25 protein-coding genes and 1 riboswitch are annotated in these 25,648 nt (G+C 44.2%); of the genes, 3 read left to right on the forward strand and 22 right to left on the reverse strand.

Annotated features, from left to right (window positions below):
* Positions 1–2: 2 nt before the first annotated feature.
* The 7 genes from ribD to ACFQ0C_RS29570 all read right to left on the reverse strand — a co-directional run bounded on the left by ribD (position 3) and on the right by ACFQ0C_RS29570 (position 8,275).
* On the reverse strand, positions 3–1,115 hold the full coding sequence (ribD, locus tag ACFQ0C_RS29540; protein ID WP_379372068.1) for a bifunctional diaminohydroxyphosphoribosylaminopyrimidine deaminase/5-amino-6-(5-phosphoribosylamino)uracil reductase RibD: 1,113 nt from the start codon (positions 1,113–1,115) through the stop codon (positions 3–5).
* 243 nt (positions 1,116–1,358) lie between these two features.
* Positions 1,359–1,523, reverse strand: a riboswitch (FMN riboswitch).
* A gap of 115 nt (positions 1,524–1,638) precedes the next feature.
* Positions 1,639–2,202, reverse strand: a complete 564-nt coding sequence (locus tag ACFQ0C_RS29545) for a stalk domain-containing protein (RefSeq protein ID WP_379372070.1) — start codon at positions 2,200–2,202, stop codon at positions 1,639–1,641.
* 1,235 nt (positions 2,203–3,437) lie between these two features.
* Complete coding sequence (locus ACFQ0C_RS29550; protein WP_258218356.1) at positions 3,438–3,869, reverse strand: peptidylprolyl isomerase; 432 nt, start codon at positions 3,867–3,869, stop codon at positions 3,438–3,440.
* Between the two features lie 138 nt (positions 3,870–4,007).
* Positions 4,008–5,339: a diaminopimelate decarboxylase gene (gene lysA, locus ACFQ0C_RS29555; RefSeq protein WP_379372073.1), complete on the reverse strand. Its 1,332-nt coding sequence runs from the start codon at positions 5,337–5,339 to the stop codon at positions 4,008–4,010.
* Between the two features lie 76 nt (positions 5,340–5,415).
* The gene (locus ACFQ0C_RS29560) at positions 5,416–7,170 is read right to left on the reverse strand and encodes a spore germination protein (RefSeq protein WP_379372075.1); all 1,755 of its coding nucleotides are present in this window, start codon (positions 7,168–7,170) and stop codon (positions 5,416–5,418) included.
* Between the two features lie 48 nt (positions 7,171–7,218).
* On the reverse strand, positions 7,219–7,644 hold the full coding sequence (locus tag ACFQ0C_RS29565) for a stage V sporulation protein AB (protein WP_258218359.1): 426 nt from the start codon (positions 7,642–7,644) through the stop codon (positions 7,219–7,221).
* A complete protein-coding gene (locus tag ACFQ0C_RS29570; RefSeq protein ID WP_379372136.1) occupies positions 7,637–8,275 on the reverse strand; it encodes a stage V sporulation protein AA in 639 nt (212 codons plus the stop codon). Before ACFQ0C_RS29570 ends, ACFQ0C_RS29565 begins: the two co-directional genes overlap by 8 nt.
* Positions 8,276–8,495: 220 nt before the next feature.
* Between ACFQ0C_RS29570 and ACFQ0C_RS29575 the strand changes: the two genes are divergently transcribed.
* Positions 8,496–8,711: a DUF378 domain-containing protein gene (locus ACFQ0C_RS29575; protein WP_258218361.1), complete on the forward strand. Its 216-nt coding sequence runs from the start codon at positions 8,496–8,498 to the stop codon at positions 8,709–8,711.
* 108 nt (positions 8,712–8,819) lie between these two features.
* Here ACFQ0C_RS29575 and sigF read toward each other — a convergent pair whose 3' ends face one another.
* The 9 genes from sigF to ACFQ0C_RS29620 form a co-directional block, all read right to left on the reverse strand.
* The gene (gene sigF, locus ACFQ0C_RS29580) at positions 8,820–9,575 is read right to left on the reverse strand and encodes an RNA polymerase sporulation sigma factor SigF (RefSeq protein WP_258218362.1); all 756 of its coding nucleotides are present in this window, start codon (positions 9,573–9,575) and stop codon (positions 8,820–8,822) included.
* A 14-nt stretch (positions 9,576–9,589) separates the two neighbouring features.
* The gene (gene spoIIAB, locus ACFQ0C_RS29585) at positions 9,590–10,069 is read right to left on the reverse strand and encodes an anti-sigma F factor (protein ID WP_258218363.1); all 480 of its coding nucleotides are present in this window, start codon (positions 10,067–10,069) and stop codon (positions 9,590–9,592) included.
* Positions 10,066–10,419: an anti-sigma F factor antagonist gene (spoIIAA, locus tag ACFQ0C_RS29590; protein ID WP_379372079.1), complete on the reverse strand. Its 354-nt coding sequence runs from the start codon at positions 10,417–10,419 to the stop codon at positions 10,066–10,068. Before spoIIAA ends, spoIIAB begins: the two co-directional genes overlap by 4 nt.
* 152 nt (positions 10,420–10,571) lie before the next feature.
* Positions 10,572–11,771 (reverse strand): D-alanyl-D-alanine carboxypeptidase family protein, encoded by a 1,200-nt coding sequence (locus ACFQ0C_RS29595; RefSeq protein WP_379372081.1) that lies wholly within the window; start codon positions 11,769–11,771, stop codon positions 10,572–10,574.
* Positions 11,772–11,992: 221 nt separating this feature from the next.
* The gene (locus ACFQ0C_RS29600; protein WP_379372083.1) at positions 11,993–13,327 is read right to left on the reverse strand and encodes a pyrimidine-nucleoside phosphorylase; all 1,335 of its coding nucleotides are present in this window, start codon (positions 13,325–13,327) and stop codon (positions 11,993–11,995) included.
* 151 nt (positions 13,328–13,478) lie between these two features.
* Complete coding sequence (locus ACFQ0C_RS29605) at positions 13,479–14,660, reverse strand: hypothetical protein (protein ID WP_379372085.1); 1,182 nt, start codon at positions 14,658–14,660, stop codon at positions 13,479–13,481.
* A 45-nt stretch (positions 14,661–14,705) separates the two neighbouring features.
* Entirely contained in the window at positions 14,706–15,581 is an 876-nt protein-coding gene (locus tag ACFQ0C_RS29610) for a carbohydrate ABC transporter permease (protein WP_379372087.1), read from the reverse strand.
* Positions 15,582–15,612: 31 nt separating this feature from the next.
* Positions 15,613–16,581 (reverse strand): ABC transporter permease, encoded by a 969-nt coding sequence (locus ACFQ0C_RS29615; protein WP_379372089.1) that lies wholly within the window; start codon positions 16,579–16,581, stop codon positions 15,613–15,615.
* 68 nt (positions 16,582–16,649) lie between these two features.
* Positions 16,650–18,311, reverse strand: a complete 1,662-nt coding sequence (locus ACFQ0C_RS29620) for an extracellular solute-binding protein (RefSeq protein WP_379372091.1) — start codon at positions 18,309–18,311, stop codon at positions 16,650–16,652.
* A gap of 278 nt (positions 18,312–18,589) precedes the next feature.
* Between ACFQ0C_RS29620 and ACFQ0C_RS29625 the strand changes: the two genes are divergently transcribed.
* Both ACFQ0C_RS29625 and corA read left to right on the forward strand, forming a co-directional pair.
* Complete coding sequence (locus tag ACFQ0C_RS29625; RefSeq protein ID WP_379372093.1) at positions 18,590–19,396, forward strand: helix-turn-helix transcriptional regulator; 807 nt, start codon at positions 18,590–18,592, stop codon at positions 19,394–19,396.
* A gap of 66 nt (positions 19,397–19,462) precedes the next feature.
* On the forward strand, positions 19,463–20,416 hold the full coding sequence (gene corA / locus ACFQ0C_RS29630) for a magnesium/cobalt transporter CorA (RefSeq protein WP_379372095.1): 954 nt from the start codon (positions 19,463–19,465) through the stop codon (positions 20,414–20,416).
* 116 nt (positions 20,417–20,532) lie between these two features.
* Here the strand turns inward: corA and ACFQ0C_RS29635 are convergent, their stop codons facing one another.
* The 6 genes from ACFQ0C_RS29635 to ACFQ0C_RS29660 all read right to left on the reverse strand — a co-directional run bounded on the left by ACFQ0C_RS29635 (position 20,533) and on the right by ACFQ0C_RS29660 (position 25,633).
* Entirely contained in the window at positions 20,533–20,907 is a 375-nt protein-coding gene (locus ACFQ0C_RS29635; protein WP_258218373.1) for a cupredoxin domain-containing protein, read from the reverse strand.
* Between the two features lie 209 nt (positions 20,908–21,116).
* Entirely contained in the window at positions 21,117–21,521 is a 405-nt protein-coding gene (locus ACFQ0C_RS29640) for a flagellar protein (protein ID WP_379372098.1), read from the reverse strand.
* A gap of 341 nt (positions 21,522–21,862) precedes the next feature.
* Complete coding sequence (locus ACFQ0C_RS29645; protein WP_379372100.1) at positions 21,863–22,351, reverse strand: GNAT family N-acetyltransferase; 489 nt, start codon at positions 22,349–22,351, stop codon at positions 21,863–21,865.
* Positions 22,352–23,253: 902 nt separating this feature from the next.
* Positions 23,254–23,562 (reverse strand): hypothetical protein, encoded by a 309-nt coding sequence (locus ACFQ0C_RS29650; RefSeq protein WP_258215438.1) that lies wholly within the window; start codon positions 23,560–23,562, stop codon positions 23,254–23,256.
* A 358-nt stretch (positions 23,563–23,920) separates the two neighbouring features.
* On the reverse strand, positions 23,921–24,769 hold the full coding sequence (locus ACFQ0C_RS29655) for a purine-nucleoside phosphorylase (RefSeq protein ID WP_379372103.1): 849 nt from the start codon (positions 24,767–24,769) through the stop codon (positions 23,921–23,923).
* 33 nt (positions 24,770–24,802) lie between these two features.
* The gene (locus ACFQ0C_RS29660; protein ID WP_379372105.1) at positions 24,803–25,633 is read right to left on the reverse strand and encodes a purine-nucleoside phosphorylase; all 831 of its coding nucleotides are present in this window, start codon (positions 25,631–25,633) and stop codon (positions 24,803–24,805) included.
* Positions 25,634–25,648 lie beyond the last annotated feature (15 nt).

A 25,648-nucleotide genomic window follows, 5' to 3' on the forward strand; every position in this document is an offset into this window, starting at 1 on the left:
CCCTACACCTCGTTCCTGTAAAGCGGATAACCGGCAATACAAATATCTTCTCCAAACTGCTGCACCTGAGTCCGCTCCAGTTGGATGGCATCCTTCATGGATTCGAAACCCGAGAATTGAAAATTATCAGGAGCTTGATTGCCGCCACCGATAATTTTGGGTGCAAAGAACATCAGCATCTTATCAATCAGGCCAAGTTCCAGCATGGACCCATTGAGCTGTCCACCGCCTTCAAGTAAAATAGATGAAATTTCTCTTTCTCCCAGCAATTCCATTGCTTTGGCCAGATCAACCCTTGGTCCTGCCCCACAAGCCAAAACGGTCACACCGGCAGCTTCCAGCTCATCCCGTTTGGTTGCCGCTGCTTCCTCTGTAGTAAGCACAATGGTTTCAATCGAGCGGTCCACGACAACTTTGGCATTCAGCGGCAGACGCAAGCCTGAATCTACTATCACGCGAATCGGGTGCAAGCCAGGTACATCCAACCGGGTCGTTAACATCGGATCATCACTTAGCACCGTTCCAATCCCGACCATAATCGCTTGATGCCGGTGGCGCAATGTATGCACATAGCTTCTGGATTCCGCATTCGTAATCCATTTACTATCACCTGTGCGCGAAGCGATCTTGCCATCCAGTGTGCTGGCCGTTTTCAACGTTACAAATGGCCGACGCGTCATAATGAACTTGTTGAAGGCTTCGTTCAACTGTTGGGCTTCAGTCTCCAGCAAGCCAACATCCACTTGAATACCATGATTTCTGAGCTTGGCAATGCCTGTTCCCGCTACCAGAGGATTGGGATCGCTGCAGCCGACGACTACCCGTTTAACCTTTTCCTGAATCAACCGATCGCTGCATGGCGGCGTTTGGCCATGGTGGCTGCAGGGCTCCAATGTGACGTAGGCCGTGCTGCCCTCTGCTTCCGCCCCAGCCATCTGTAGAGCATGAATTTCAGCATGGGGAGTTCCACGTTTCAGATGAGCTCCCATTCCAATGATGCGGCCTTCTTTCACCAGCACGCAGCCGACTACCGGGTTTATGCCGGTTTGACCTGTTGCGCCTGCTGCAAGCTGTATGGCTAACCGCATGTAATATTCATCATTCAAAAGCTGCAAAATTCAACTCCCTCCCCCGAATTTCAATGTCACGGTCGCTTTGTACACTTTTTTGCAACAAAAAAGCCCACTTTTCCTGAGAAAAGGGGCTTGTGTTTGATAGGCATACGTAAAAACGCAGAACGAATAGGCCATTTAGCATAGCTAAAAAATAATGACAGCACAAAGTAAACAGTCGTTGAGACTGTTAATAGAAATACCAAGGCTGGTCAATAGAAGCCATGACAAAATAAAACCGTTCCCGTTTTCCTTCTCCCATCCAGACTATACTGTCGGTCTTGGAATTTCACCAAGTCCACCGTCTGCTGCTCGCAATAAGCTGCAGAACGGGTCACGGACTGAACAAAGCGCGATTAAACGCTTCATATCACCGCCGGTGGGGAATTTCACCCCGCCCCGAAGGAAATCATCTTGCTATAGGTATCTGAATATTCAAAATACCCCAATTGATTAGAAATATTATCATTAACTCAAAAAAAAAGCAAGGAAATTATCCTCACTTTTAATTAGTTAATATATTTATTTATTTGGATATACTAAATTTATTGTTTTCTAGACTTATTTTCAACCCCAGTTCCTCTACAGCAAATCGCCAGGTCATTGGAAAATAAGTGACGTCGTTAAAAACTAAAATCGGGTATTCCTCTTTGTCATTATCAATTTCATTGTTGTTCACACGAATTGAGAAGTCCGGCAGTTTGGCATACAAATGTCTAGCCGATATGATGGCCACTTCATTGGTAAGCTTTTTGGGCGCTTGATTGCTTTTATTAATAGCGAAGCCTTTCTCGGAATCCCAACGCACATCTAACCCAAGGGCTTGTGTAAATCCCCATGTCATCGGGAAATAAGTTACACCTTCATATATTAAAACAGGGTATCTCAATATTCCATTATTCAAATGTATGTTGTTGATCATAATTTTAAAGCTTGGAAATTTAACTTCGTACGTCTTCTTCTGCTTCGCGGAGTTACTTGGAACAGAAGATTCATTCGAAGAACTCGCCGGAGAATTAGCAAATGTAAGCGAAGGAAATGAAATGAATAATATCAGGACTAATAAGCCGTGAATAAAACGGTTTTTCATGGGCTTCTGCACCTCCAGGTAGTTAATTATACCCATGACAATAATGCTGCACTCGAACTGCTCGTTCAATCGTTCAAGTATCCGTCTTGGATATAACTAATACCATCCTATGCTTGTCCCACTTCTGACATTCCACTTTATTCCAACAAATAAGCCTCTTGTTATTACTACTTCTTCCATAATGAGTCCAAGCATTAGCGGAAGTAATCATTCCGCTATGGCATGGAAAACACAAAAAACAGAGAAATAACGTAACAACCGCTTCCGTTATCTCTCTGTTTTGGTCATATTATTCCTCATTCGCTCCAAATAACGGAATCCCGACTTCCGCTATCGTGTCTTAAATTGGAGATGACAGCTTGAATAAAGGAACTCTCAGTTCCGTTCAGGAGCTTTAGAGTACATAGCTCGTACCCCGATCCAAGTATAAAAAGGAACTCTTCTGATGATTGAGTACGTTAGCCCTGTCCCCTTTGTAGTATTCTCGATGTGCATTCAAATTAAAGCGGTGTCGTATCCTCTCCCGATGTACATTCAAAGCTAAAGCGGTGTCGTATCCTCTCCCGATGTACCTTCAAAGCTAAAGCGGTGTCGTATCCTCATCCCGCCGCTATAGAGCTGCCAATCACTCGCTTAGACGGAAGTGAGGTGCGCTATTTCATTGTTTTAACGTATTATTCGAGTGAAACGGAACTAGGATCTCTTATTTGTTTAAAATAGTGCCCATTCGTCTATAAAAGTCGGAATAATGCATCTTAGTTCCGCTACTTCATGAAATGGGCTGGATTCTCAACCTATAGAGTATCGACGTTCCGTTAGAGCCGTAAGGATCTCTTATTTGTTTAAAATAGGGCCCTTTCGTCTATAAAAGTCGGAATAACGCATCTTAGTTCCGCTACTTCATGAAATGGGCTGGATTCTTAACCTATAGAGTATCGACGTTCCGTTAGAGCTGGAATCATATTAAATAGCTCCAAAGACATAGCTATGATGAATCTCCACCCCCGTTAGTGAGAGACTTTCCCTATATTCTATATAGAGTTGGCTATACGCACCGGATCGAAGACCCGTGTGCTCATCGCAATCTAATGGCTTCCATACGTTCGAGTCCATATCTCTACCTTACCAAAGGGTAAGCTTCGTTTACTCCAAACTGGCACAAAAGGCCGAATTCCCTTGTAATCCAAGGAATTCGGCCTTTTGACTTATGTAGCGATTTAGATTAAAGTTCGAGTTTACACTTCAACAATTTTAACGGATTCCATTTTGTCTCTGCCTTTGAAAGCATCAACAAGCTCCATACCGGATACAACTTTACCAAAAACGGTATGTTGACCATCCAAGTGAGGCTGAGGCTGATAAGCGATATAGAATTGGCTGCCTCCAGTGTTGCGTCCCGCATGCGCCATTGCCAAAGAACCGCGTTCATGCTTGTTAGGATTGATCTCACAGTTGATTTGGTAACCAGGACCACCTGTTCCTGTTCCGGAAGGGCATCCTCCTTGCGCTACAAAACCAGGAATTACACGGTGAAATACCAAACCATCGTAAAACCCTTCATTAGCTAATTTCTCGAAATTAGCTACAGTGTTCGGAGCATCCTTTTCGAATAAATCAATGACGACCTCGCCGCCATTAGCTAGTTTAACATGTGCTTGCTTTGCCATTATGTATATAACACTCCTTTATTATTCAATGTGTTTTATTGTACTATATATGCCCGGTCTGCACAAATTTTAGCAGAAAAACGAACGTCGGCAGCCAGTACATGACCGGAACCGACGTTCTGCCGCTTCTTTTTCGAGTTAAACCGTCTTGGAAACCTGTTTCATCCGGGAAGGAACAAGATCATTCCCTACGATATCATTATAAGATTCACGCTTCACAACAATATCAGCTTCGCCATCCTTAACGAACAAGACCGCCGGTCTGCGGATACGGTTGTAGTTGCTGGCCATTGAATAGTTATAAGCACCTGTGCAGGCTACAGCTAGAATATCTCCTGTATTCACTTTTGGCAGCTCTACATCCCAGATCAGCATATCGCCGCTCTCGCAGCATTTGCCTGCTATAGAGACTACTTCTTCAATCGGATCATTCGCCCGATTCGCAAGTGTCGCCTCATAACGCGAATCGTAAAGAGCTGGACGAGGGTTATCCGTCATCCCGCCGTCAACAGCTACATATTTACGGATACCCGGGATATCCTTGTAGGTACCAACCGTATAAAGCGTTGTACCCGAATCGCCTACAATACTACGGCCTGGCTCAATCCAGATCTCAGGTGTAGGATAATCGTATTTATTGAAGTTGGTTTTAATCGACTCCGTGATAGCCTGAACATAGCTTGCAACTGGAAGTGGAGTGTCCCCATCCACATACCGAATTCCGAAGCCCCCTCCTAAATTAATAACGGAGAAAATAAATCCAAGCTCATCACGTACCTTGGCGGCGAAACCGATAACTTTATCAACAGCCAATTGGAAACCTTCCACCTCAAATATTTGGGATCCGATATGAGAATGAACGCCCAGCAATTGGATATTCGAAAGCTGCAGCACTTCTTGAACCGCCTGATAAGCCGATCCATTGTCTAAATCGAAGCCGAACTTGGAGTCGTTCTGCCCCGTGGATATATACTCATGGGTATGCGCTTCTACCCCCGGTGTTATGCGGAATAACACATTGACCTTCTGACGTTTCTCAGCCGCAATAGCGTTCAGCATATGCAGCTCTACCTGATTGTCTACAACAAAGCAGCCAATCTGTGCGTCAATGGCCATTGCAATTTCATACGGAGTCTTATTGTTGCCATGAAAATGAATCCGCTCTGCGGGAAAACCAGCTTGCAAAGCCGTATACAGCTCGCCATCGGACACAACATCAAGCGACAATCCTTCTTCCTCTACAATGCGGCACATCGCCATAACGCAAAATGCTTTGCTTGCATAAGCGACCTGAAACTTAAGACCGGAGGCACGGAAAGCATCTACAAATTCACGGCATCTTTGACGAATCAATGCTTCATCCATTACATACAAAGGTGTTCCAAATTGTTGAACCAATTCTGTTGCATCACAGCCACCGATTTGCAGGTGACCCTCATCATTTATTTTACTTGTTCCATGCAGGTACATAGTCAGCTTCCCTCTCCTGTAAACATTTCTTCTAAGGTACCATAATGAAGTATATGCTGACAATATGTAATGCGCGTTATGCTTTGGGATTCCGTGTGCTATCTGATGTTTTTGTCAAGCTCATTCTTGTTTTAGCTGTTAAAAAAGGTCTTCTTAACAAGATTTCAGTCAATGCTTTACCGTTAAACGGTATAAACGGCCACATATAGGGCGCATTATAGGACCTTTTGGCAGTAAGATAAATTAACCATACCGAAGAAACTATGACAAAACCAGGCACTTTAAAAGCTGCCGTCGCTATAAGCAGTATCATTCTGGTCAAGCGGTTGGCAAGACTCATCTCATAGCTCGGAGTTGCAAAGGTACCTACAGCCGCTACAGCTAAATATAAGATGACCTCATTGACGAACAGCCCCGTTTTTACGGCAACGTCCCCAACCAATATCGCCGCCACTAATCCCATTGCGGTCGCTAAAGGAGAAGGTGTGTGAACTGCTGCCATCCTCATCAGATCGGTGCCGACCTCTGCGATTAAAAACTGCAGCAGCAACGGCAGATTAGCTTGCTTTTGCGGCCCTATAAACTCAAGCCCGGCAGGCTTCAGTTCAGGCGAGGTCACTAGCAGAAACCACAGCGGCAGCAGAAACAAGGATGCTGCAATGCCTATAAAACGGACCCAACGAAGGTAGGTCCCCACCATCGGAGTCTGTCTATATTCCTCCGCATGCTGAACATGGTGAAAGAATGTGGTCGGCAAAATAATAACACTTGGCGATGTGTCCACGAATATGGCTACATGTCCCTCCAGCAAGTGAACCGACACCACATCCGGCCTTTCCGAATAACGTACCATCGGATACGGATTCCAGCCTTTTCCGCATATAGCTTCCTCCAATTGCTTCTCTGCCAACGGAAGACCATCCACCTCGACCTGCTTGATTTTGTCACGAATGGATTCAACCAAGGTAGGATCACAAATATCGTCAATATAGGCTAAGCAAATATCCGTATGCGTTCTTCTTCCGGCCCGCAGCATCTCAAGCTTCAGCCGCGGATCGCGAATCCGCCGTCTAACTAGCGTTACATTCGTAAGCAGGGTTTCCACAAAGCCGTCTCTCGCTCCACGCACCACACGCTCCAAATCAGGCTCGGCTGTAGAACGGGCAGGGAAGGTTTTGGCATCCACCAAAAGCGCTGAAGTAGAGCCTTCGAAGAAAAAAGCTGTAGCTCCGGTAGATACAGTATCGATAACCTCGCTTAGCTTATTGGTTTCCTTCACCTGGATATGAGGAACTAATGCGTCCATAAAAAGCTGAACGGTATCCTGGCCTTCCCCTCCGTGAACGGTGTGCTTGATTGGCGAAACGGACAAGTCCTTCCGCGCAGATTCTTCAGTATCGACAGCCACGGATAAACGTTTAAGTATTTCGGTGAGCACCGTGTCTTTAGCAAATCCGTTATAATAAAATATACCTGTCTTCTGACCGCCGAAAACCATTTCGCGAAATACAACATCAAAGCTTATATTGAATCCGACACGCTTCTCTAGCTCTCGTTTCAGTTCACCAAAGTCTGTGTAAATCACGTCATCTTTTGTGAGCCTCGACGTTTCCTCTTTATGCTCAAGCCCTCCATCTGACTCCGGCAGTTCCTCTCCGTTCTCGATTTTTCCTTCCCCATGCTCTCGAACGTCATGATGCTCATGATGTAATTCATCAATGATATTGCCGTCATAATCTATAGCCAGCTTAGCATTGTCATCCTTGTACTCTATATCTTTCTTATCAAGGCGTCCCGATAATTGCGTAGGTTTGATAGGTATTTTTTTCATGGTGTCCTTAAGCCTCCCTGCATCATTGATAGGTTCACCTAGTACCGTCTATTCCAGGAAATGCAGCCAATCCAATAAAGAACCTACCACTTTCCCAAATATCATCGCCATTAGCAGCCAGATCATATACGAGCCCATTCCGATCCGTTTCGCCAATATGGGAAGCACATTAACCACCTCGGTCAATGCACCTGCCAGCATTCCGATAAAGCCGCCCGCAAATAATCCAAAAACAGCAGCTGATAACGGGAACAAAGAATACGAAAAATTAAAAAAATCCGTGCATGTAAAAAACAGCGAGCCCATAATAACCGCCCCTTCATACCAGCCTATTAAGTGATAGGAACGGGTAATTTGTGCCAGACGAGGCAGCACATCAAGCACAACCAGAAAAGCTACCATACCGCTGCCAACTGCTAAACCTCCTGCAAATCCTATAAAAATTTGTACAGGGACTGCCCACCATTCACTCATGATGGCGATCCTTCTCTTCATAAATTTTCGTATATTCCTCGGTGGTGACGTAATAATTTACATTTTCCTGATACATAAACATCTCTACTTCCAGTGGACTTGGCTCCTCATTGAACTTCTTTTTGAACAGGTGGTTAAAAAACACAATCATTCCTAAACCAATCCCGATTGAATAAGGAATTTGCAGAAGCAAGGGATGTTCTACCCACTTCCCGGTTAGCAGCTGATAAATACGCTGATGTACCACCGCCATGCTGACATCGGCATGAAAGTTCATGATTGCGAGTCCTGATCCTATAAAAAGCAGCAGCCATACCATAATGATCAAAATTAAACTGGGAGCTTTACGCTGCTCGGTAATTTCAATTAAGCAATGAGGCTCACCAAAATGCTCAATTTGCATAAACGGAAACTGCCGCTTTATTTTCTCGACTATGAGCATCATATCGATCAATACAATATTGCCTTCATTTTCTTTGGGCTCATGCAGCAGCAGCTTGTGCAGAGCATATTCATACTGGGGATCTACCAGTATTTGTGCAATTCTACCAAGGTGAACGGATTCACCTCGCCGGATACACATCCTTTTACGTAAACGGATATATAAGACGGAGACGGGAGCTGGTTGCATCTGCATTCACTTCCCTTGTTCATTGATGTGACAACCAGCCTCATACAGGCTTTGTCCAGAAGTTATTGGTTGTACAGATATCCCATAGTATGAAAAAAAAGCTCTGCACATAAACATCATTTCCTCTGGCAAAAATTCTCTTGCCCATGTATAACTTTTTCACTTTTATGAAACTTTATATATACAGACACAAATTCCTATTAACGAAAGGATGTTGGTCATGGGCAAATTTGCTTTAACCCTAGTCATTATTGGAGCTTTGAATTGGTTGCTGGTTGGGTTATTCCAGTGGGACCTTGTTAGTGCGTTGTTCGGCGGCGATTCTCATCGGGTATCATCAGGATTTAGCCGAATCATTTATACATTGGTTGGTTTGTGCGGGTTATATTGCATCAAGTATTTGTTCGTGGATGAATCGCGAGGAAGAGCCAGATAGGTCCATTCATCACAAAAAACAGATGCCTAATTGGCATCTGTTTTTTTTACATGAGACAGTATGTGCAGCGCTTAGCTTGCAAAATGTGCTTTTTCATCCAGCGTGCGGCTACTGGGCAATCTGGTCTTTAATCGATTGCAGAATTTTTTTCTCGAGCCTTGATACCTGAACTTGAGAAATTCCTAAACGGTTGGCTACCTCAGATTGAGTTTGATCACGGAAATACCGCAAATATACAATCAACCGTTCTCGCTCGTTTAAAGTCCCGATGGCTTCATTCAAAGCAAGCTTTTCAAACCATTTGTCCTGCCCATCGTCCGCGATTTGATCCATTAATGTAATGGGATCCCCATCGTTTTCAAATACGGTTTCGTGAATAGACGAAAGCGGCTTATTCGCTTCTTGAGCGAAGACGACGTCCTCCGGTGTGATTTGCAGCTCTTCAGCTACTTCCTTGATCGTAGGTAGCCTGCCGTTTCGTTTGGACAGCTCATCCTTGGTCTTACGGATTTTGTTGGCCAATTCCTTAAGCGACCGACTGACTTTAAGTGTGCCGTCATCACGCAGAAAACGTTGAATTTCACCAATTATCATAGGCACTGCATAGGTAGAGAACTTGACGTCATAAGATAAATCAAATTTATCCACCGACTTCAGCAGTCCGATACAACCAATTTGAAATAAATCCTCGGCCTCGTAGCCTCGGTTCAAAAAGCGTTGTACCACTGACCAGACCAAACGAATATTGCAGTTTACCAGTGTTTCTCTGGCAAGCGCATCTCCGGATTGGCTTAAAGCAATTAACCGTTTGACCTCAGTATCATCCAAATAGCTGTGGGAGGCATGTTTCAAATCGACATCCATAGTTGATCAGACCCCTAATTGAACAAAGCTTTTTTAGATTCAATTCGCTTTTTCATTTTGATTTTTGTACCGATCCCAACAGTCGTCGTCACTTCGATTTCATCCATAAAATTTTCCATAATCGTAAAGCCCATTCCAGAGCGTTCCAGCTCCGGCTTCGTCGTATATAACGGCTGTTTGGCTTGCTCCAGATCGTCGATTCCTTCACCCTGATCTTCTATGGTGAGGTAAACGGTCTCATCGTCTATCTCCGCTTGAATAGTAACTACACCATCCGGTCGATTGTTATAGCCATGGATGATACAATTGGTAACAGCTTCGGATACAACGGTTTTTAAATCCGTAAGCTCATCAAGCGTTGGGTCCAGTTGGGTTACAAAGGCCGCGACTGCAACTCGAGCGAATGCTTCGTTCTCTGAACGGCTGGCAAATTGCAGTGTCATAAAATTCCGTTCATGGTCAGAGCCGTTGCGATACTTATTGTTTTCACTCATGATACAACCTCCAAACTGCTTAGAGCTTGAGTTTCGTTATCCTGAATGGACAATATTTTGAACAACCCCGACATTTCAAACAATCGATAAACGGATGGATTAACGTCACATACAACCATTTTCCCGCCTTTAGCCACCACTTGCTTATAACGCCCAAGAATGACACCGAGCCCCGAACTGTCCATGAAGGACAATTCCTTCAAGCTTAAGATAATATGGCTCACATTGCCCTTCTCAAGCGCTTCCTCCATACGTGCCCTGACCGAATCGGCAGTGTGATGATCTAGCTCACCCTTTAACCGGACAATCAGTGCTTTTCGCTGATGCTTTAGTTCAATATGAAGACTCAAGCTGTTCACTCCTTCCCTTTCATGCACACTCATTTCTACACGGGATTTACCTTTTCCTGCCACCCGACAAAACTAGAAGAAATGCGTCACAATAAGGAAAAAAGCGACATATTACGCTCGAGCCTTCTATTGTCTTTTATAGATTCAATGGATCATTTTGCGCTCTCCGCCGGCTCCGTATGGAACAAACGTTCGGCCGTCCGTTTTATCAGCATCCACCAGCCCGCCTTTTTAACATGAACAGACGATTCCAATGGAAATTCAGATAACACCTGATCCCCTTTATATACAACAATTTTACCTATGGGCTGACCGACTGTTATCGGAGCTTTTAAATTTGGATTGATTTGTACTTCATGGCGAACTCCGTCACCGGCCTCACCCTTTTTCAAAACAATACTGAATGGATGTTTGGCCGTGATCGGCACAACAGCCTGCTCGCCTTTGCTAACCTTAAATTCGCCTATTGAATCGCCGGTTTTATAGATTGAATAGTTAGTGTATTGAGAAAAAGCGTAATCGAATAAACCGGATACTTCCGCATTGCGCGTTTTCGTATTGGGTTCACCCAAAACAACCGCTACCAGCCGGAAATTATCTCTTTTCGCAGTTGCGGATAAGCAAAACTTGGCCTCGCTTGTATAGCCTGTTTTCAAACCGTCAGCTCCGCTGTAGAAGCGCACTAATTTGTTCGTATTAACCAGCCAAAACGGTTTCGCCGTATCTTTTCTGAGGTAATCCTGGTACATCCCCGTATACTTGGTAATTTCTTCGTGTTTTAACAGCTCTCGCGACATGATAGCAATATCCATGGCTGACGAATAATGATTATCGACAGGTAGTCCATTAGGATTGGAAAAATGAGTGTTTTTCGTCCCAAGCTGCTGAGCCCGTTCATTCATCATTTGGACAAAAGCGGCCTCAGAGCCTGCCAGCTTCTCTGCCATCGCTACAGATGCATCATTTCCGGATGCCAGTGCAATGCCCTTCAGCATATCTTGAACCGTCATTTCTTCGCCTGGCTCCAGAAAAATTTGCGAGCCTCCCATCGATGCGGCATATTCACTGGTGCGCACTTTATCGTCCATTTTGATTTTCCCTTGATCCAGCGCCTCCATTATTAGAAGCATCGTCATGATTTTAGTAATGCTGGCAGGAGGAAGCTTGGCATCTTTATTTTTCTCAAACAGGATCGTTCCCGTATCCGCATCCATCACAACAGCCGAAGTAGCATTCGGCGTCAAATCAAGCGACGGACTCGGAGCTTTCTTCTCTTCCGCATACGCGGCCGGCAATGCTAATGCCATTAGCAAATGAATCGAAATAAACAGCTGTAGTACCTTCTTGAGCATCCCTTTCTACCCCTCCATAAATAAGGTTATATTGCTGCTAATCAGTGTTGACTAGTTTACAACAAAATATTCCATTGATGGGATGAAAAAACAAAACACCCGCTTGCCGGACTATACCGGTAAACGGGTGTTCCATATGATTTAAACAATAATGATGCTTATGAACGCATCTTTGAGGTCCAAGGTACCTGACTGCTGCCTGTAATCTTGAACCAGCTCCCTCATTGAAGCAGCTGTACTCCATGCTTGGTTACAACTGCATAGATGAGAGGTGCCTTGACAACTTCTCCTGAGCTTAGGGTGAAGACATCGCGTGTCCGCTGCGTCATCTCCTCAGTGAACATCGGCTCATTGCGGTTCATATACAATTCGGCAATGCTCTCACCTGCCGATACGTAGTCGCCGACTTTTTTATGCAGCACGATGCCGACTGCAAGATCGATGTGGTCCTCCTTCGTTGCTCTCCCCGCACCGAGCATCATCGCCGTAACGCCCAATGCTTCGGCGTCAATGTGAGACACGGTGCCAGCCTGCAAAGCCGGCACAGGCACTTGGTAAGCCGCTGATGGCAGCAGCTCCGGCCGGTCGGCGACCTCCGGGTTCCCCCCTTGCGCCGCGATCAGCTCCCTGAGCTTGCCCAGCGCTGCGCCGCTGCGTAGTAGCTCCTCGGCGAGGCGCCTCGCTTCGTCGTACGAGGCCGCCTTGCCGCCAAGCTGAAGCATGTGGGAGCCGAGCACAAGGCATAGCTCTGTCAGATCGGCAGGCCCCTCTCCGCGCAGCGTGTCAATGGCCTCGCGAACCTCCAGAGCATTGCCGATTGCGAGCCCTAGCGGCTCATCCATGTTCGTAATGACGGCAACGGTTTCCCTGCCGACCTGATCGCCGATCTCAACCATCGCTTGAGCTAGCTTAATGGAATCATCCAACGATTTCATAAACGCGCCGCTGCCGGTCTTCACGTCCAGCACAATGGCATCGGCGCCTGATGCAATTTTCTTGCTCATAATCGAGCTCGCAATTAAAGGGATCGAATCCACCGTAGCGGTTACATCGCGAAGCCCGTACAGCTTTTTATCCGCCGGAGTGATATTGCCCGATTGGCTTATTACGGAAACTCCGATCGATTTCACCTGCTGCAAAAATTGCTCCTTCGTCAGCTCTACCTTATAGCCTTCTATGGCCTCCAGCTTGTCAATGGTTCCTCCTGTATGCCCAAGTCCGCGTCCTGACATTTTGGCAACAGGCACACCTGCTGCCGCCGCAAGCGGAGCCAGAATCAAGGTTGTCGTGTCTCCCACACCACCAGTGCTGTGCTTATCCACCTTCACCCCGGGAATCGAGCTTAAGTCTGCCTGATCGCCCGAACGCGCCATTGCCAAAGTCAAGTCAGCTGTCTCCGCAGCTGTCATCCCATTAAAATAAACGGCCATTGCCCACGCCGACATTTGATAATCCGGTATTTCCCCGCTGACATAGCCCTGAATTAATGCTTCAATTTCCTGTGTAGTTAATGGCTTGCCATCCCGCTTCTTTTGGATGATATCGACTGTTCTCATTTCAGCCACCCCACTCTATTTAGATTATTACTGCAAGCTTGCCGCTAATGCACAATTCCAAGAATGCTCACGCTTTATCGCGACAAACTCACCGAACATCTAAATTTTATCACAGTTAGAGCAATTATTCCTAGCCTGCCAACAGCTGCTGTCATTTAAAAACATCCTTGATATCGACCTTGTACATATGCCGCTGTCCTTCGTGAGTTGAATCGATAGAAAAAGCAGTACCCGCACGATTCCAACGTGGATGCAGATCGCTCCGAAAATCTCCGTCTATGTTAGGATACGAATATAAGGAGCCCAAAGTAACTCCTCTTTTCTGTATCAGATCATATAAATACAAATGTCGATAGCTGAATTCATCCGGATAGCTGTCGTACAGCAGCAGTTTTCGGTCAGGGGAATAGCTGCAATGTCCATCCTTTAAAAAGAATGCTTTATCAATAGCCGTCACCTCATGTGTCCGATCCTTCAGTTCATACAGCTGGTTCCCGGAGTCAGATCCTTCCACTCCCCTGGAATAAATAACAAGATGCTCCGAATCCCTCCAATGATAATGGGAAGCGTAGGAGTAGTCTGACAGTAGAAACATTTCAGAGCCATCGGGGTTTGCTGTCAGAATAGCCGTTTTCCAGCCTGTTCCTAACGGGAAATTTCTAACAAGACATACAAATCGTGTTCCATCCGTATTGAAATTAATATGATTGATCATGATCTTCTGATCGGTGCCCTCGAAAGCATCTTTAGTAAAATTCCATATTTGCTGCAACGATAAGATCCGTTCACTTTTTCCTGTAGAAAGCTCGATACGAATAATGCCGTCCTCATCCGGATGAGGTTCATTGTAATAAGGATCTTTGATTCCCGCGTAACCATACCCCGGCCGAAAATCGAACATCCTGCTGAAGTTAACGCTGAGCGCATATTTGCCTGTAGGATCAACATTTACAACAGGCTCCTCCAGCAGTCTTTGTTCCTTTGTATGAACATTCATGACAACTCCATTAAATTTGCCATTACTTCGTGTATTAAAAATGATCTCATCCTTAGGAGCAAGCGGGTGCCACTGGAGCATGGCTCCCTGTTGAAAATTCCATGCATAGGTTTCCGCAATCGGAATATATCGCTTCGTTGTCATATCAATCATTCCGAGCTCCGCCATATCATTTTCACCTTGCAGACGGTCCCAAAACTTCACTTTATGGTATAGATGATAACGATCATCCCCGCTCCATGCCGCATTGTCATAATAACCGTAAAACTGATGCCCGCTGCTGTCTGTCAATCTTTCGATGCTCACCGTCACATTTTTGGTTCTCTGTATCTCCATCCTACAAAGCCCTCCATTTCATCTGTCTTCCTGCTGGAACAGGAGTTATTCTTTTAAAGCTCCGATTAGTACACCCTTGACGAAAAATCTCTGAACAAAGGGGAAGACGATTAATAGCGGCGCGATGGCTGCAACCATAATGGCAAATTTCAATGTTAAGGCAACCAATACACGATGGTCACTTACATCCCCCATCATCTCCGTGTTCTGATCCAGGATCAGCATCTCTCTAAGATACACTTGAAGCGGGTACAAATCTCTCTGACGGATGTATATAAGCGCGTTAAAGTAGGCATTCCAATGCCCGGAACCATAAAATAAAGCAATGACAGCAATAATCGGCTTGGATAACGGTAGAGCTATTCGGGAAAAGAACGTGAGCTCGGAGGCTCCGTCAACTTCCGCCGCATCACGAAGCTCCTGAGGAATATTCATTTCCAAATACGTTTTGGTTATAAGTAAATTCCAGGTAGTAACAGCTCCCGAAACAATAAGAGCCCATCGTGTATCCAACAAACCAAGCGATTTGACTATAAGATAAGTCGGTATCATTCCACCGTTGAAAAACAAAGTTATAACGATAAAGAACAATACGATCCTTCTTCCTGCCAGCTCCTGACGAGATAAGGCGTAAGCGGCAAGCAAAGTAACGGTAATGTTCAGCAGTGTTCCGCTTACCGTGTAGAGGATGCTGTTATAGTAACCGAGCCATATAGTTCCAGTAGAAAGCAGCAGCTTGTAGGCAGATAATGTGACGTCAATTGGGTACAACAGCAGCGGATTCGATATTACTTGTGCCGGATCGCTGAATGACGCCGAAATAATGTAATAAAAAGGATAAATAAACAGGAGCGCAGTACCTATGAGAAATACATAAATGCCATAGTCGATTCCATTCATTTTATTCATTGAGCGGTTCATCTTTCAGTTCACCCGCTTTCTTCGAGTTCGATTACCAAAGGGAATAGCCACTGAGTCGGCGGGCCAATTTATTAAATAAAATAATAATGATAAAGGTCAAAACTGAATTGAATAATCCCACCGCTGAAGCAAAGCTGTACTGCTGCTGCACTAAACCGGAACGGTACACGTAAGTACTTAGCACATCTGCCGTTTCATAGGTGGTTGAATTATACAGAAGGAATACTTTCTCGAAGCCGACATCCATTACACGACCCATATCCAGCAGCAAAATGGTTATAATCGTCGGTTTAATACCGGGGAGGCTGATATGCCATACTTTTTGCCAACGGTTTGCCCCATCCATATCAGCAGCTTCGTACAAGCTAGGACTAATACTGGTCAACGCAGCGAAATAGATGATTGAGCTCCACCCGAGATTTTGCCACACACCCGAAGATACATAAATTGTTCTAAACCATCCCGTCTCACGTAAAAAATCAATCTTCTGCGCCCCCACAAAATCCAGAATTCCGTTGATAAACCCTGTGGAAGGTGACGTAAAGGTAACGATCAATCCAGCAACGACAACGGTTGAAATAAAATGCGGCAAATAGCTCATCGATTGAATAATCGTCCGAAATCGGGTATGTCTCACTTCATGCAGCAGTAAGGCAAAAATGATAGGAATCGTAAATCCGAACAGAATGCTGTAAGCCCCTATCAAAAATGTATTTCGTATAAGGCGATAAAAATAAATCGAGTCAAAAAAGGCATTAAAATGTTTTAACCCCACCCAAGGACTGCTCATCATGCCTCGAAACGGATTGTAATCCTGAAAAGCTATCAAGGTCCCGTACATCGGCGCATAATGAAATAAAAGATAATAGACGGCCGCAGGAGCTAAAAATAAATACAGAACCATATTCCGCTTCATTTTGTTACGCATCCATAAGCTGTTGGCCTTAGAGCTCGGCTGAGACTTTGTCCGTGAATTCGTAGCGCTATGCTGCAGTTCCAAATGTACACCTCCTAAGTTCAGCTTAGGGAGGGACTTCTGTCCCTCCGTACTCAAGCATTGACCCTCATTTACTTTGCATTCAGTACTTTGACATACCGCTCATATGCTTTACTGTACAGCTCGGCCAGCTTATCTGAACCGATCTTCTTAAGCCCTTGCTGGAAGCTGTCGTAATCGCTGAAAGACTTTTTACCTCGAATGAATGCATTCATATTTTCATCGATAAATGTGTTGATATCCCGCTGCAGCGTTTGCACTTCGTTAAGCTCTTCTACCGTAAAATGCAGAGCCGGAACCTTCTTCTTGCCGGCATATTGCACGGCCAAGGCATTCCCCTTCTTCCCTTCATCGCTCAAGGTAGCGAGGTAATGCTCCGGAATTTGCGCAGACGGCCAGCCGCTGACAAAGCCAACATACGTATTCAGATAACCAAGAATATCGAGCTTAGGATCGTTCACCACCTTATCCGTATAAGTGGGAACGCCATCCTTAACCGTATAGGTGTCACCCTCGAGGCCAAAATAAAGCAGAGTTGCCCCTTCCTTCGAATAGAAATAATCCATCAGCTTTGTGATTTCAACCGCATTTTTGGTTGTGCTGGCAATAGAAACGCCACGACCCGGATCGATTTCGTTATGCTTTCCGATTATATTTCGTTCACCTGTAGGGCCCTTCGGAGCAGCCAGCGCTATGAAGCCGGGATTTTTATTCGCGCCTTTCAACAGCTTGTTGAACCGGGTCAAATAGCCTGCATTCGAACCGTAGATAAAACCTGATGTCTCCTGCAAAATTCTCCCGTCACGCACATCTGCCTTCATTTTTTCATATTCAGGATCCAGCAAGCCTTCACTATACAGCTTGTTTAAATACTGCAAAGCATCCTTGTAACGCGGATCTGTAGGTCCATATTTGATTTTTCCGTCCTCGATAAAGAAGTCATCGGTGCTGTTCGGTCCCCGGCTTCCAACGCCAAATGCCCATATGATCGGATTCGGATTATCGGTAAAAGGAATTTCGTCCGTTTTGCCGTTACCGTTCGCATCTTTTTCTTTAAACGCTTTCAAAACCTGATACAGCTCATCCGTCGTATCCGGCGCCTTCATTCCTACTTTCTCCAACCAATCGCCTCGAATCATATAGCCCGCAAATGTTTGTGTCCGTGTATCAAGCAGCAATCTGGGGAAAAAGTAAATATGACCATCAGGCGAAGTAATTTGGCCCCTTACAGCAGGATTACTGTCCATAATCTTTTGCAGGTTAGGCGCATATTTCTTGATCAAATCCTCCAGCGGCTGCAAGGCGCCTTGCCTGCCGTATTGATCAGCCAGCAGCGGGTCGATATGCCCAATCAAATCAGGAAGCTTGCCTGAGGCCATTATCAAGCCAAGCTGAGATTTAAAATCATCCCCACCCGGTGCTGCAGTTATTTCCCATTTCACCGAAATATTCGTTCTCTTCTCAATTTCCTTCCACAAAATTTGATCGCTATAGCTGGAAACTCCCGTGGAACCCGTCGCCGGAATAAAATCCGTCCATCCACTAATCGTCAGCTGCTTCTCGGAAATTTTCGCACCCGCTGCAGCTGTGTTAGCTGCGACGGGTTCGGTTGACTTATTGGCTGAGGCGGGCGCTGAGGTGCTTCCTGCATTATCGCTTGAGCATCCCGCAACTACGCTTGACGCGGTAAACAGAACAGAAAGAGTTAAGGCTGAAAAGGTACGGTTCGACATTTGTTCATCCTCCTTAAGATAGACTCCCTTTAGTTCATTAAAAGCACCAACCTTTGATAGCGTTTACATTTCAAGCTAGTTATCACTCCTCTCGAGCGCTTAAAAAGGACAATACTTAATAAGACCTGTTTTATTGTATGTTCTTGTCACTTGCCTGTCGAAAGCTTCCACTCTTAATAAGTTGATTATATGGGCTTTCACTCCTGCACTCCATTGACATTCGAATCAATCTTTTGTATATTCTGCTCATATTCATATGGGAATGGAGGCAGACATCGATGCCCTTGGACAAAGATACCAGTTTTCTAGTAACTGCTCTTCCCGAGCCTTATGATGAAGTTAACTTTTACAATCGACGGGAAAATTGGAGTATGGACGAGCATAATCATCACTATTACCAATTCATTTTTGTCATTAATGGGATTCTTCTGTTCAAGATAAACGGGGAGGTGTATCCTTTAAAGAGAGGCCAACTCTGCATAACCCCTCCTCTTCATTTTCATTCCTTGAGCTCAGATACAGGTTATTACCAGATGGGGATTAATTTGCAGCCCGAGAAGGACCACAAGGGGTTAATTAGTCTTCTTGACGCTTACATACAAGATTTCACGGTTATTGAACAAAACCATCTGCTTGATGTTCTTCCCTCACTGGAGAAAGAATGCAAAGAACTAACGAAGCTCTCCAAAATAAAAGTCGCCAACATGATGGATGAACTTCTCGTCTCTTGTGTAGAAAAGGCTGTGAATCGTACCGAGATTGATTTCAAAAATCAATTATTAACCTTCTTGCATAAAAATTTAAACCGAAAAATTACCCTCCTAGAGGTGTCGCGCGAGTTAACAATAAGCCAATCTCATTTGGAAAGACTCGTCAAAAAAGAGTTCGGATGCGGAGTCATAGAGCTTTATAATCAACTAAGGATCAATAAAGCCTGCTCACTTCTCAGCAACTCACATTATAGTATTGAGAATATTTCCGAACATCTCGGATTTTACGATACCTCCCATTTCTCACATTTTTTCAAGCAAAAAATCAAAATGAATCCAACCCAATACAGAAAACATAAAAATTGGACAAAATGATAGCAGCTGCCTGATTTACACAGCTTTCATATATAGTTTCATTCATGCGCATAAGGAGGACCTCTTTTGATTCGAATCATGGCAATTACAGACGAATACGAACTGCTTCCTCAAGTATCACTTGAAGACTTGAAGGATAATCCGAATATTTTCTGGTACTGGGTAGATTTTAACGAACCGACGGAGGAAGAGGCTCTTTTACTGGAAACTCACTTTCAATTTCATCCGCTTGCTATAGAGGACTGCTTTCACTTATTGCAGCGGCCCAAGGTCGACCATTACGAGGACATTAATTTCTTCGTAGTTCATGCTCTCAACCCCATTTCTTTAGCTGCTGAAGAAGTAGATCTATTTTGGGGGAACCAGTTCATTGTTACCTTTCATTTATTCCCTTGCGGTGAAATTGACGATGCCTGGAGCCGAATGACCGAACAAAGTAAGCTTCGTGAAAAAGGCCATGCTTATGCCGCTTATTTGGTGATGGACAAACTCGTGGATGAATATTTTCCAAGCGTATATCAAATTGAAGATCAACTGAATGAGATCGAAGCCAAGGGAAAAGGCGAATCGATTCATGAACTGATGAACCAAGTATTTGAAATCAGGACCAGACTGTTGAAGCTTCGTAAAACCATTATTCCTATGCGTGATCTCTTTTATAGAATCATAAGCACCGATAAGATTGATGGGATTAAATCGCATATGGTTTATTTTACCGATGTTTATGACCATCTTCTCAAGCTCTCCGAACTTATTGAATCTAATAGAGATATGACGGCTGATATAAGAGATAGCTACATCTCACTGAATTCCAACCGAATGAATGAGATTATGAAAACATTAACCGTAATTACAACCATCTTTATGCCGCTAACGTTTCTAGCCGGAATATACGGAATGAATTTTCAGAATATGCCGGAGCTGTCCTGGCATTGGGGGTATTTCATATGTCTCTTAGTAATGTTTGGAATAGGACTCGGTATGTACGGCTGGTTTCGAAAAAAAGGCTGGTTTGATTAGTTGATTATTCACTCTAATAGACGGCCAAATTTGACCATGAAAAAAGACTGTTGAGTGTTACACTCAACAGTCTTTTTTATGGTAGGCCGCCTAAGAGGCTTCCTTCAATGATCCTATTATTGAACGATCAATTTGCTTTTCATCTCGGCATGTCCAGGACCGCAAGGGAGGACGCAATGTACTTCATACGTTCCAGGCTTATCAAATGTAACATCCGCTGATTTGGTGTTGCCGTCCAGCTTCACGTTCAAGCCAACGATTTCCAATGCATGAAGACCTTCTTTGTTTTGAAGAGAGACAGTAACCTTCTCGCCAGCTTTCACTGTATATTCAGGCTTGTCAAACTGAAAGTTCGAAGCCACGAATTTCAACGTTGGTCCGGCTTTGGATTCTGCGGCCATTTCCGCTTGGCGCTCAGAGATGTTCTGGAACAATACACCTGCACCTAACAAACAGGCTACGATAAACAAACTAAACATAATCCACTTCATTGGAAAATCCCCCTAACTAGTTTACACATCAGACGTATATTATTATTGTACATAAAGAAACGAGCTTTACCTATTCCTATTTGAGGCATTCAGGTGAAAAATTTGTGACAGTTTGTGCCACATCCTCGTTACCTAAGCCATTTTATCATAGATCCTCGCAAAAACAAAAAAATCCCTACGCGTTATACGCCTAGAGATGTAAGTGCAGACTAATAACGGGATGGTCGGCTTCTAAAGCCAATACCTTGTGATTGTGTTCGCAAAGTTTCCTTTTCCTGAAGCTCTCTAATCTCCCTGGTAAGCCTGCTGCGGCAAGGATAACACATTTGCTCTTGGCGGATAGGTCCGCTGCAGCTGTTACAAGGGTAGGTTAAATTAGGGTAATCACTTGCAGGGAGGCGCCTATCCTTGATCCATGTATAAATTTGCTGTTCGGATACACCCGTATCGATGCTAAGCTGACTAGTCGTTGCTTTCCGGTTGCTGCGCAAATAATTAAAACAAACGTCAAACTCGCTTTCCAGCAGTTTAACGCAGTTCATGCACAAATTACGCAAGTTTTTCTGAAAGACCTTGCCGCACCCCGGACAATTGGCCACCATCAAAATACTCATGGTCGTCACTTCCTAACACCGAATATAGTTCTTATTGCCTAAGTATATCATGATATCTCGCAGTGTTACAGTCCTATAATGACCTTAATATAAAATTATTTAGCGATTGTACATGTATATGCAGCAGAATTGCAAGTCATACTAAAAAAGCTTTTTAGTTCTGTTATTGCTTTGGAGGTGAACCCGCAAATGTCGGACAAACAACAAGGGCACGGCAATCAAAATACAACAACACGTACCAGTGACAAAGGCTCCAAAAAGTCTAAAAAAAAGTGATTCATGCAAAAAGAACGGCTACCCTCTTGGGTAGTCGTTTTTCATCATCCATGCCCAATTCCTTCTCAGACCAAATTCAAAACCATCCTGGTAGTTTTTAAAGTGTAGCCATTAAATGCTTCTTCCGAATCATTCACTTTACTAAATCCTTTGGAAGTATAGAATGCTATTCCTGCGTGGTTTTCCCGCTCCACATTGAGAAATAGACAGGTTATTCCAGTTAAGTCATTTAGCCCTCTCTGTATTAATTCAGAGCCAATCCCTTTGCCCTGATGTTCAGGAGCAACATAAATCGCCCATAGCTCTGCCTCGTGGCTCGTGTTTGCTTTAGAAAAATTTGCAAATCCAACGATTTCGCCTTCACTTTCAGCTACAAGAAGCAGGGATCGCTCCATCCTCCTTCTCACATTCCCGTACGAATAAGCAATACTAAGAAAATTACGCTGCACTTGCTCAGGAATAATGCCTTTATAAGTAAGATGCCATGTTGTTTGGGCTATATGCTGGATATCGGCTATATCTTCAATTTGAGCGTAACGAATTTGAATCTTCATTGGATCCCCTCCAAAGAATCGAAAGCTTTACTTGAACCGTGCATTATGCTGCCATTATTACAACAACAAAAAGACTACTTCCACCCGATTGATGATCGATGAAAGTAGTCGCTTCATGCTGCTTGTAAACAGCTTATAGCTGTTCGAGGAAGTTTTGAATGACTAAGAAAGGAATGGCACCAATAGAGATAAAAGCAAAGAAGAAACCGTAAAGAAAACTTTTTAACTGTGTCATAGCAATCACTCCAATCCATTTTGTCTAAATTGTGAACTTGCTTCTCATTATAAACCTCATTAGCTTGTCTTTTATTAAAAATACATGAGTTTTTCATTAATTTTCTATAATTTAACACACAAAATGCGCCTTGCGGCGTCCTTGGTGTATCCTTTACGTTTGTGCGTTTTGGAGGGATGGATGTGGGATTCCGGCCGCTGTTGAAGTCGTGTTCCTTTGAATTTATGTTTTATAGCGGTAGGAACCCGAACTTCAAAGGTAGGTTGCATACCCGAGCAGTCACCGGAGGTGACGACCAGGGCGGACGCTATCGCTCCTCCATCCCACACCCATGCCCTCTTCCTGTTCTACTGTCTGCTTTTGCGCTACTTCCTTACTTCCTAACCGGTCTTATCCGGTATTCATAGCCATGAACACCCTTGTAGAATTGGTATGGAAAGCATAAAAAACAGAGAGATAACAGAACGACGGCTTCCGTTATCTCTCTGTATTTGTTCATAGTATTCATCATTCGCCCCACATAGCGGAATTCCGACTTACGCTATGACCTTAAATTGGAGGCGGTAGATTAAATAACTAATTTTCTATTCCATTTACCGTAATGAACATTAACTTTCTATAATCTAAAAAGGCTTTCTATCAACTGATAGAAAGCCGTCTTATTGATTTATTTAACAACTTCGGTTTTAAATACGTTATCTAATTTTCCATCAAGCCGTTTCTTCAATGGAATTTTAATATCTCTGCCAAGTTCCTTAAAGAAAGTGTCCACATCACAGTTTACGTTTTCCAGCAAAATTTTCAGAGCGCCTTCCACGGCAATGTTCTGGTTAGATTCGGCAGGAACCGTAATATCAACCGCGTATTTCTTCGTTAATGTGTTAATATATCTGCTGAATATTTCAATTAACTCATCATTATTAAAATTCTCGATCGCGACTTGACCTTTATTCGTAAATTTCAAATTAATTCTCACTTTCCAATTTCCCCTTTTCTGTTAAACCATCTATTTTTGAAGTATTTAGTTAATAGGGCTGCTCTTATGGTTCTTCACGAAGAAAAGGTTGCAATAATCCGCTAGATACTACGCTTCAATACTAAGTCAGTTTTTATTGTTTTCTTATCCATCCATAAATATATCATACTTTTGACTTTTTTCCGATGGTTTTCAACGTTTATTTCACATTAAAGTAAAAATAAGTGCTCGGGTGTCACTTAATTGAGTATTTTTCGCCAAATTTTAACAGTAAAAAGACCACTTTCTCTCGATTTATCCAATCGACAGAAAGCAGTCTTGTTTGCTTCAAACCAAAACTCGATGCAGTTACCTTACATCAGATAGCCAACTGAGCGACAAAACGCCGAACCAGTTCAATGAACATCGGCTTCGTTTTATTGGCTACAGCTACCACCTGCTCGTGCGTCAGCGGCTCCAATTCCTCGCCTATCGCCATATCGGTAATGCAGGAAATGCCAAGCACCTTTAGTCCTGCGTGGCTCGCGGCAATCACTTCGCCAACTGTGGACATTCCCACAGCGTCTCCACCCAGTCGTGCAAGCATGGTAAGCTCTGCCGGGGGTAAATAGCTTGGTCCGGTGATACCGCTGTATACACCCTCCTGAAGTCGTATAGACTTGCCCTCGCTACGCATATCCTCGGCAATTTGTTTCGCCAATTGTCTGTAATTGCGGCTATAAGCTTCAGACATATCAGGGAAACGTAGACCCAGCTCAGGATGGTTAGCTCCGATGAGGGGATTAGCTCCAGTCAGATTCAAGTGGTCAGAGATCAGCATCAGGTCACCCGCCTGGAAGCTGCGGTTCATCCCTCCTGCCGCGTTCGTAATGACCAACGTATGGACTCCCAGCTGCTTCATAACGTAGATCGGAAAAACGACTTTTTGCATCGAATAGCCTTCATAATAATGAAAGCGTCCCTGCATAACGATGACAGATTTTCCTTCCAAATTACCGATCACAAACTGCCCGGCATGTCCTTCTACAGTTGATACTGGAAAATGCGGAACCTGGTCATATGAGATTATTGTTGGATTTTCCACTTGTGCAGCCATATCTCCAAGTCCTGAACCTAGAATAAGTCCAAGCTGCGGTGCATTCCCTTGCAAGCGCTGTTGAATCCATTGTGCTGCTTCTTGAATTTGTTGTAAGTAATTAGTTTCCAAACTATTCGGTTCCCCTTCCAAATTACAATCTATTTAGCCCAGCCTAGCCACAATACCCAGAATCAATTTAAGGAATTTCGGCTTAACTCGTTCTGTCGTCTCTATAACCTCTGCATGAGATAATGGTTGGTCAAGAATTCCTGCGGCCATGTTGGTGATGCAAGAAAACCCGAGAACTTCAATACCTGCATGACGTGCTACCACAACCTCTGCCACTGTGGACATTCCTACTGCGTCAGCGCCCAATGTACGCACCATACGGATTTCCGCAGGTGTCTCATAGGTTGGGCCTAACAAACCGATATAAACGCCCTCCTGGAGCCTAATGCCTTGCTCTGAGGCGACCTCATGGGCCGTTTTCCTTAAGCCGCGGCTGTAGGCCTCCGACATATCGGGAAATCGAACGCCAAGCTCATTGAAATTCGGCCCGATTAACGGATTGTGGAAGGTGAAATTAATATGATCCTTAATAAGCATCAGATCTCCTACTTCATAGGAGGTGTTAACGCCGCCGGCAGCATTCGTCACAATGAGCGTCTTAACTCCGAGCTCTTTCATCACTCGAACCGGGAACGAAACCACATTGACTCCATACCCTTCATACAGATGAAAGCGACCCTTCATTAGCAGCACATGTTTGCCATGTATTGTTCCGAGCAGCAGCTCACCTGCATGTCCCTCGACAGTTGAAACCGGGAAATTAGGAATATCCTTATAAGCAATAACTGTAGCCTGCTCAACTAAATCAGCAATAACACCCAAGCCCGATCCAAGTATCAAACCTATTTCCGGAGTGGCTCCATATTGAGCCCGGATGTAGGCCGCAGCCTCTTTAATATGGTTGAGCACAGATCTATCTTCCATGTGATTGTCCTCCTT

The sequence above is a fragment of the Paenibacillus sp. GCM10027630 genome, assembly GCF_042676305.1.
Classification (GTDB): Bacteria; Bacillota; Bacilli; order Paenibacillales; family NBRC-103111; genus Paenibacillus_S.

Coding starts and splice junctions, on each gene's coding strand:
- ACFQ0C_RS29545 (WP_379372070.1), bottom strand. CDS start 2,202: ATGAAAAACCGTTTTATTCACGGCTTATTAGTCCTGATATTATTCATT.
- ACFQ0C_RS29550 (WP_258218356.1), bottom strand. CDS start 3,869: ATGGCAAAGCAAGCACATGTTAAACTAGCTAATGGCGGCGAGGTCGTC.
- lysA (WP_379372073.1), bottom strand. CDS start 5,339: ATGTACCTGCATGGAACAAGTAAAATAAATGATGAGGGTCACCTGCAA.
- ACFQ0C_RS29560 (WP_379372075.1), bottom strand. CDS start 7,170: ATGAAAAAAATACCTATCAAACCTACGCAATTATCGGGACGCCTTGAT.
- ACFQ0C_RS29565 (WP_258218359.1), bottom strand. CDS start 7,644: ATGAGTGAATGGTGGGCAGTCCCTGTACAAATTTTTATAGGATTTGCA.
- ACFQ0C_RS29570 (WP_379372136.1), bottom strand. CDS start 8,275: ATGCAACCAGCTCCCGTCTCCGTCTTATATATCCGTTTACGTAAAAGG.
- ACFQ0C_RS29575 (WP_258218361.1), top strand. CDS start 8,496: ATGGGCAAATTTGCTTTAACCCTAGTCATTATTGGAGCTTTGAATTGG.
- sigF (WP_258218362.1), bottom strand. CDS start 9,575: ATGGATGTCGATTTGAAACATGCCTCCCACAGCTATTTGGATGATACT.
- spoIIAB (WP_258218363.1), bottom strand. CDS start 10,069: ATGAGTGAAAACAATAAGTATCGCAACGGCTCTGACCATGAACGGAAT.
- ACFQ0C_RS29595 (WP_379372081.1), bottom strand. CDS start 11,771: ATGCTCAAGAAGGTACTACAGCTGTTTATTTCGATTCATTTGCTAATG.
- ACFQ0C_RS29600 (WP_379372083.1), bottom strand. CDS start 13,327: ATGAGAACAGTCGATATCATCCAAAAGAAGCGGGATGGCAAGCCATTA.
- ACFQ0C_RS29605 (WP_379372085.1), bottom strand. CDS start 14,660: ATGGAGATACAGAGAACCAAAAATGTGACGGTGAGCATCGAAAGATTG.
- ACFQ0C_RS29610 (WP_379372087.1), bottom strand. CDS start 15,581: ATGAACCGCTCAATGAATAAAATGAATGGAATCGACTATGGCATTTAT.
- ACFQ0C_RS29620 (WP_379372091.1), bottom strand. CDS start 18,311: ATGTCGAACCGTACCTTTTCAGCCTTAACTCTTTCTGTTCTGTTTACC.
- ACFQ0C_RS29625 (WP_379372093.1), top strand. CDS start 18,590: ATGCCCTTGGACAAAGATACCAGTTTTCTAGTAACTGCTCTTCCCGAG.
- ACFQ0C_RS29635 (WP_258218373.1), bottom strand. CDS start 20,907: ATGAAGTGGATTATGTTTAGTTTGTTTATCGTAGCCTGTTTGTTAGGT.
- ACFQ0C_RS29640 (WP_379372098.1), bottom strand. CDS start 21,521: ATGAGTATTTTGATGGTGGCCAATTGTCCGGGGTGCGGCAAGGTCTTT.
- ACFQ0C_RS29645 (WP_379372100.1), bottom strand. CDS start 22,351: ATGAAGATTCAAATTCGTTACGCTCAAATTGAAGATATAGCCGATATC.
- ACFQ0C_RS29660 (WP_379372105.1), bottom strand. CDS start 25,633: ATGGAAGATAGATCTGTGCTCAACCATATTAAAGAGGCTGCGGCCTAC.